Annotated in this window: 2 protein-coding genes; one reads left to right on the top strand and one right to left on the bottom strand. The window is 75.0% G+C overall.

Annotated elements, in window-relative coordinates; genetic code table 11:
* The coding region (locus G3I40_RS39915; protein WP_164559715.1) for an ATP-binding SpoIIE family protein phosphatase at window positions 1-1263 on the top strand (1263 nt) is incomplete at its 5' end.
* Between the two features lie 18 nt (window positions 1264-1281).
* On the opposite strand, the gene G3I40_RS39910 is transcribed toward G3I40_RS39915, so the two are convergent.
* A partial coding sequence (locus tag G3I40_RS39910) for an Lrp/AsnC family transcriptional regulator (protein ID WP_164559714.1) occupies window positions 1282-1778 on the bottom strand: 497 nt, incomplete at its 5' end.

Here is a 1778-nt window from a genome sequence, read left to right as displayed (position 1 = left end):
CGGCGCCGGGTGATCGGCGCGGCCGTGTTCCTGCGCCGCCCGGACCGGCTCGCGTTCGACGGCGACGACCTGCTGGTGGCCGGGCAGCTGGCCACGCACAGCGCGCTCGGCATCGACAAGGCGGTGCTGTACGGGCGCGAGGCGTACATCGCGGACGAGCTGCAGCGGACCATGCTGCCCGAGACCCTGCCGCGCCCGACGGGCGTGCGGCTCGCCTCGCGCTATCTCCCGGCGGCGGAGACGGCCCGGGTCGGCGGCGACTGGTACGACGCGATCCCGCTGCCGGGCAGCCGGGTCGCGCTGGTCGTCGGCGACGTCATGGGCCACTCGATGACCTCGGCGGCCATCATGGGCCAACTGCGCACCACCGCACAGACGCTGGCCGGGCTCGACCTGCCGCCGCAGGAGGTCCTGCACCACCTGGACGAGCAGGCCCAGCGGCTCGGCACCGACCGCATGGCGACGTGCCTGTACGCGGTCTACGATCCGGTCGCGCACCGGATCACCATCGCCAACGCCGGGCATCCGCCGCCCGTCCTGCTGCACCTGGGCGGCCGCGCCGAGGTGCTGCGCGTCCCGCCGGGCGCGCCGATCGGCGTCGGCGGCGTCGACTTCGAGGCGGTCGAGCTGGACGCCCCGGCAGGCGCGACGCTGCTCCTGTACACGGACGGCCTGGTCGAATCGCGCCTGCGCGACGTGTGGACCGGCATAGAGCAGCTGCGCGAACGGCTCGCGGCCACCGCCCAGTTGACCGGCCCGGACCATTCGCCGCCGCTGGAGGCGCTGTGCGACGAGGTCCTCGACATGCTCGGCCCGGGCGACCGGGACGACGACATCGCGCTGCTCGCCGCCCGGTTCGACGGGATCGCGCCGAGCGACGTGGCGTACTGGTCCCTGGAGCCCGAGGACACGGCGCCCGGCCGGGCCCGCCGCCTCGCCCGAAGCGCCCTGGCCCGCTGGGGACTTGAAGAGATGACGGACTCGGTCGAGCTGCTGGTCAGCGAGGTCGTCACGAACGCGGTGCGCTACGCCTCACGGCCGGTGACGCTGCGCCTGCTGCGCACCGACGTGCTGCGCTGCGAGGTCGGCGACGACGTACCGCAGCTGCCGCGCCAGCGCCATGCGCGGGCCACCGACGAGGGCGGGCGCGGCCTGTTCCTGGTCAACCGGCTGGCCCGGCGCTGGGGCGCGACGCGGCTGAGCACGGGCAAGGTGGTCTGGTTCGAGCTGGCACGGCCCACGCCGGGGCCCTCCGGCGAATAGGCCCGGGCCCCGGGTCCGTCACAGGCCCACCGGCACGTACCCGACGGCCCGCCCCGTGTCGTCCAGCAACCGGCCCATCCGCTTGGCCGTGCGCAGCGTCACCGTCCGGTCCAGCACGCGCAGCCGCGGGAAGCGGTCGTCGAGGTACGCCTCCAGCGTGGCCATGCCGTCGAGGTCGCGCAGCCAGACCGAGAAGAGCAGGTTGCAGGAGCCGGTGACCGAGGTGCACAGGCGGGTCTGCGGGAGGCGGGCCAACGCGGCCCCGGTGGCGTCGAGTTCACCGTGCGGGACGGTCGCCCGATAGGTGGCGAGCGCCGGCCAGCCCGCCAGCTGCTGGGCCAGGTCGCAGCGGAGCAGCACTTCCCGTTCGCGCAGTTCGCGGGCGAGCCGGCGGCGTACGGTCGACTCGCTGATGCCGACCCGCTGCGCCAACTCGGCATGGCCCGCGCGCCCGTTCGCGCCGAGGGCGAGGAGCAGCGCCATGTCGATGTCGTCCCGCGGCTGGACCGCGCACG

Source organism: Streptomyces sp. SID14478 (assembly GCF_010548525.1).
Lineage (GTDB): Bacteria > Actinomycetota > Actinomycetes > Streptomycetales > Streptomycetaceae > Streptomyces.
This window is presented reverse-complemented; position numbering and strand designations above follow the sequence as displayed.